The sequence below is a fragment of the Acetobacter conturbans genome, from assembly GCF_011516755.1.
Classification (GTDB): Bacteria; Pseudomonadota; Alphaproteobacteria; order Acetobacterales; family Acetobacteraceae; genus Acetobacter; species Acetobacter conturbans.
Genome location: NZ_WOSY01000049.1, coordinates 1 through 5,757, shown reverse-complemented (window position 1 = coordinate 5,757; position 5,757 = coordinate 1). Strand labels below are relative to the sequence as shown.

At 53.7% G+C, this 5,757-nt stretch carries 3 tRNA genes and 3 rRNA genes; all 6 read left to right on the top strand.

From position 1 onward, the window contains the following. Nucleotides 1-493: 493 nt before the first annotated feature. The 6 genes from GOB81_RS17085 to GOB81_RS17060 all read left to right on the top strand — a co-directional run bounded on the left by GOB81_RS17085 (nucleotide 494) and on the right by GOB81_RS17060 (nucleotide 5,757). A 16S ribosomal RNA gene (locus GOB81_RS17085) occupies nucleotides 494-1,981 on the top strand. Nucleotides 1,982-2,179: 198 nt separating this feature from the next. After that, a tRNA-Ile gene (locus tag GOB81_RS17080) sits at nucleotides 2,180-2,256 on the top strand. A 5-nt stretch (nucleotides 2,257-2,261) separates the two neighbouring features. Then, nucleotides 2,262-2,337, top strand: a tRNA-Ala gene (locus GOB81_RS17075). A gap of 350 nt (nucleotides 2,338-2,687) precedes the next feature. Beyond that, a 23S ribosomal RNA gene (locus GOB81_RS17070) occupies nucleotides 2,688-5,426 on the top strand. 109 nt (nucleotides 5,427-5,535) lie between these two features. After that, nucleotides 5,536-5,651, top strand: a 5S ribosomal RNA gene (rrf, locus tag GOB81_RS17065). The 16S, 23S and 5S rRNA genes sit together here with 3 tRNA genes alongside, the layout of an rRNA operon. Before the next feature lie 29 nt (nucleotides 5,652-5,680). Beyond that, a tRNA-Met gene (locus GOB81_RS17060) sits at nucleotides 5,681-5,757 on the top strand.

The window sequence follows — 5,757 nt, the reverse complement described above, 5'->3', positions numbered from 1 at the left end:
GAATCGGTTTTCTAGGATTTCTGTGTATATTTTTGTCATTGTTTTTGCGTGATTTTTTGTTGGTTTTCCGGGATTTTCTGTTGGTTTTGGGATGGTTTAGTTTTTGGGTTTGTTAGATTTTTTGAAAAAGGGAGTTGACGGTTTTTGGGAGTGGGCCCTATAAGCCGCTCACCGAAGCGGATCGGGGGTTGCACTCCCGGGGTTGCTGAGGTAGAACATTCGGCCCACCACGGTGGGTTTGGTCTTTGAAAATTGAATATGAGTAGAGAGGGATATGCTGACGGCGTTTCTTCTGGATAGTTTCCTTCGGGGGGTTATTTGGGGGTTTAGTCTGGCTTACTGGTTAAGTTCGACTATTGAATGCTGTTGAGCGTATCTTTCGAAAGACAGACGCGTTTTTACAGATGTTTCGATACATGTTCCTGTCAATGACGGGAAGATAAGTCTGGATTTGACTTTGTTTATTATGTTGGGGTTTTGGCTCTGGCGTGATGAACCTGAGAGTTTGATCCTGGCTCAGAGCGAACGCTGGCGGCATGCTTAACACATGCAAGTCGCACGAAGGCTTCGGCCTTAGTGGCGGACGGGTGAGTAACGCGTAGGAATCTATCCATGGGTGGGGGATAACTCCGGGAAACTGGAGCTAATACCGCATGATACCTGAGGGTCAAAGGCGCAAGTCGCCTGTGGAGGAGCCTGCGTTCGATTAGCTTGTTGGTGGGGTAAAGGCCTACCAAGGCGATGATCGATAGCTGGTCTGAGAGGATGATCAGCCACACTGGGACTGAGACACGGCCCAGACTCCTACGGGAGGCAGCAGTGGGGAATATTGGACAATGGGGGAAACCCTGATCCAGCAATGCCGCGTGTGTGAAGAAGGTTTTCGGATTGTAAAGCACTTTCGGCGGGGACGATGATGACGGTACCCGCAGAAGAAGCCCCGGCTAACTTCGTGCCAGCAGCCGCGGTAATACGAAGGGGGCTAGCGTTGCTCGGAATGACTGGGCGTAAAGGGCGTGTAGGCGGTTTGGACAGTCAGATGTGAAATCCCCGGGCTTAACCTGGGAGCTGCATTTGATACGTCCAGACTAGAGTATGAGAGAGGGTTGTGGAATTCTCAGTGTAGAGGTGAAATTCGTAGATATTGGGAAGAACACCGGTGGCGAAGGCGGCAACCTGGCTCATTACTGACGCTGAGGCGCGAAAGCGTGGGGAGCAAACAGGATTAGATACCCTGGTAGTCCACGCTGTAAACGATGTGTGCTGGATGTTGGGTAACTTAGTTACTCAGTGTCGTAGCTAACGCGATAAGCACACCGCCTGGGGAGTACGGCCGCAAGGTTGAAACTCAAAGGAATTGACGGGGGCCCGCACAAGCGGTGGAGCATGTGGTTTAATTCGAAGCAACGCGCAGAACCTTACCAGGGCTTGTATGGAGAGGCTGTATTCAGAGATGGATATTTCCCGCAAGGGACCTCTTGCACAGGTGCTGCATGGCTGTCGTCAGCTCGTGTCGTGAGATGTTGGGTTAAGTCCCGCAACGAGCGCAACCCTTATCTTTAGTTGCCAGCATGTTTGGGTGGGCACTCTAAAGAGACTGCCGGTGACAAGCCGGAGGAAGGTGGGGATGACGTCAAGTCCTCATGGCCCTTATGTCCTGGGCTACACACGTGCTACAATGGCGGTGACAGTGGGAAGCTAGATGGCGACATCATGCCGATCTCTAAAAGCCGTCTCAGTTCGGATTGCACTCTGCAACTCGAGTGCATGAAGGTGGAATCGCTAGTAATCGCGGATCAGCATGCCGCGGTGAATACGTTCCCGGGCCTTGTACACACCGCCCGTCACACCATGGGAGTTGGTTTGACCTTAAGCCGGTGAGCGAACCGCAAGGACGCAGCCGACCACGGTCGGGTCAGCGACTGGGGTGAAGTCGTAACAAGGTAGCCGTAGGGGAACCTGCGGCTGGATCACCTCCTTTCAAGGATATTTTCTGATACTGGGTTGGGCAACTGATCTGGTTTGGAGAATTCCAAAAAAAAGTCCTTTGCTGCAGGATCGGCAAAGGCGCTCAGGTCTGACTGAGCTGCTCCTTTGGAGCGGAAGCGCCGTCAACATATCCCTTTCTACGATGAGATCTGACTGTGCAGGCGAAAGCTTGCGGGGTCGGACCGGGTTTGGGCTAGTAGCTCAGTTGGTTAGAGCACACGCTTGATAAGCGTGGGGTCGGAGGTTCAAGTCCTCCCTGGCCCACCAAGTTTGGGGGCATAGCTCAGCTGGGAGAGCACCTGCTTTGCAAGCAGGGGGTCGTCGGTTCGAACCCGTCTGCCTCCACCAAGTCGGTTTTATGTCTGGATAGTGGTGCTTATGCGCCTGCCGGACATAACGGGATCTCATCGGGAAGGGTTTTAGAGATCGGACCTTCCTTTACCTGACCGCGGTGCGGCTGGTTCTGGAAAGTGTCTGGTGATTGTTCTTTGTCAGTGTGAATCGGTTGGTGCGTATCTGGGCGTGCCGAAATCCTGGGTTGGTCTGACCCATGAGTCGAGTAATCGGCTTATGTTAAGGGATTTTGGGGAAGCGTTCAGATGCGTTTGAAATATGACGCGCTTGTATGAGCTGTCGTGCATGTTTCCTGAAACGTCAGGACTTTGTTCTGGCATGGATGGTTTCTGTGCATGGGAGTGAGTGAGTGCGAGAAGGGCATTTGGTGGATGCCTTGGCACTAGGAGGCGACGAAGGACGTGGCACGCTGCGAAAAGCCATGGGGAGCCGCGAGCAGGCTTTGATCCATGGATGTCCGAATGGGGCAACCCCCTCGCAAGAGGATCCTGCACTGAATACATAGGTGCAGGAGGCAAACCCGGGGAACTGAAACATCTAAGTACCCGGAGGAAAAGACATCAATTGAGATTCCGCTAGTAGTGGCGAGCGAACGCGGATCAGGCCAGTGGTTATTGGAAGACAAGCAGAATGCTCTGGAAAGTGCAGCCATAGTGGGTGATAGCCCCTTACGCGTAATGCTTCTGATAATCCTTGAGTAGGGCGGGGCACGTGAAACCCTGTCTGAACATGGGGGGACCACCCTCCAAGCCTAAATACTCCCTAGTGACCGATAGTGAACAAGTACCGTGAGGGAAAGGTGAAAAGCACCCCGATGAGGGGAGTGAAATAGACCTGAAACCGAATGCCTACAAGCAGTCGGAGCCTCTTTATGGGGTGACGGCGTACCTTTTGTATAATGGGTCAGCGAGTTTCTGTTTGCAGCAAGCTTAAGCCGTTAGGTGTAGGCGTAGCGAAAGCGAGTCTGAATAGGGCGACGAGTTGCTGGCAGAAGACCCGAAACCGAGTGATCTAGCCATGGCCAGGCTGAAGGTGCGGTAACACGCACTGGAGGGCCGAACCCACGCCTGTTGAAAAAGTCGGGGATGAGCTGTGGTTAGGGGTGAAAGGCCAATCAAACTCGGAAATAGCTGGTTCTCCGCGAAATCTATTGAGGTAGATCGTCATGTGTTGACCCCGGGGGGTAGAGCACTGGATGGGCTAGGGGGGCCCAAAGCCTTACCAAACCTAACCAAACTCCGAATACCCGGAAGTTTAGCGTGGCAGACAGACAGTGGGTGCTAAGGTCCATTGTCGAGAGGGAAACAGCCCAGACCACCAGCTAAGGCCCCTAAATCGTGGCTAAGTGGGAAAGGATGTGGGGATTCCAAAACAACCAGGAGGTTGGCTTAGAAGCAGCCATCCTTTAAAGAAAGCGTAATAGCTCACTGGTCTATTAGAAACCCTGCGCCGAAAATGTAACGGGGCTCAAGCCACGTGCCGAAGCTGTGGGTGCATACTTTGTATGCGCGGTAGCGGAGCGTTCCGTAGGTCTGCGAAGGAGGCGGGGTGACCCCCTCTGGAGATATCGGAAGTGCGAATGCTGACATGAGTAGCGACAAACAGTGCGAGAAACACTGTCGCCGAAAGTCCAAGGTTTCCTGCGCAAGGTTAATCCACGCAGGGTTAGTCGGCCCCTAAGGCGAGGGCGAAAGCCGTAGTCGATGGAAATCAGGTTAATATTCCTGAACCTGCCAGAAGTGACGAATGCAAAATGTTGTCAGTCCTTATCGGATTGGACTGGCTTTTCGAGCATTCCAGGAAATAGCTCTGGCGTATAGACCGTACCCTAAACCGACACAGGTGGACTGGTAGAGAATACCAAGGCGCTTGAGAGAACGATGCTGAAGGAACTAGGCAAATTACTCGCGTAACTTCGGGATAAGCGAGACCCGTAGGTGGGCAACCATTTGCGGGTGGCACAGACCAGGGGGTAGCGACTGTTTAGTAAAAACACAGGACTCTGCGAAGTCGAGAGACGACGTATAGGGTCTGACGCCTGCCCGGTGCCGGAAGGTTAAGAGGAGGTGTGAGAGCACTGAATTGAAGCCCCGGTAAACGGCGGCCGTAACTATAACGGTCCTAAGGTAGCGAAATTCCTTGTCGGGTAAGTTCCGACCTGCACGAATGGCGTAACGACTTCCCCGCTGTCTCCAGCATCGGCTCAGCGAAATTGAATTCCCCGTGAAGATGCGGGGTATCCGCGGTCAGACGGAAAGACCCTATGAACCTTTACTGCAGCTTTGCAGTGGCATCAGAGACATTCTGTGTAGGATAGGTGGGAGGCTTTGAAGCAGGGGCGCCAGTTCTTGTGGAGCCATCCTTGAAATACCACCCTGAATTTTTCTGATGTCTAACCGCGACCAGTAAGCCTGGTCCGGGACCCTGCATGGTGGGCAGTTTGACTGGGGCGGTCGCCTCCTAAAGTGTAACGGAGGCGCGCGATGGTGGGCTCAAGCCGGTCGGAAACCGGCTGTCGAGTGCAATGGCATAAGCCCGCCTGACTGTGAGAGTGACAGCTCGATCAGAGACGAAAGTCGGCCATAGTGATCCGGTGGTCCCGCGTGGAAGGGCCATCGCTCAACGGATAAAAGGTACTCTAGGGATAACAGGCTGATCTCCCCCAAGAGTCCACATCGACGGGGAGGTTTGGCACCTCGATGTCGGCTCATCACATCCTGGGGCTGGAGCAGGTCCCAAGGGTTCGGCTGTTCGCCGATTAAAGTGGTACGTGAGCTGGGTTTAGAACGTCGTGAGACAGTTCGGTCCCTATCTGCCGTGGATGTTGGAGACTTGAGAGGATTTGTCCCTAGTACGAGAGGACCGGGATGAACATACCTCTGGTGCACCGGTTGTCGCGCCAGCGGCACAGCCGGGTAGCTAAGTATGGACGGGATAACCGCTGAAAGCATCTAAGCGGGAAACCCACCTCAAAACTAGGTCTCCCCAAGGGCCGTGATAGACCATCACGTTAATAGGCCAGGTGTGGAAGCGCAGTAATGCGTGCAGCTAACTGGTCCTAATCGCCCACGAGAACTCACTTACACGCTTCTCTCAGAGAAGCACCCCATGCACAGAAATCATCCATGCCTCATATTTCAAAATCAGCACCAACCGTAATCACCAACCCTACATATGTAGTGGGCTGGATGACCTGGTGGCTATGGCGGGGAGAGATCCACCCGATCCCATCCCGAACTCGGCCGTGAAAACCCCCAGCGCCTATGATACTGCGGCTTAAGCCGTGGGAAAGTCGGTCGCCGCCAGGTCTTCCAACCCACTACATGACAATCACCACCGCGGGGTGGAGCAGCCCGGTAGCTCGTCAGGCTCATAACCTGAAGGTCATAGGTTCAAATCCTATCCCCGCAACCA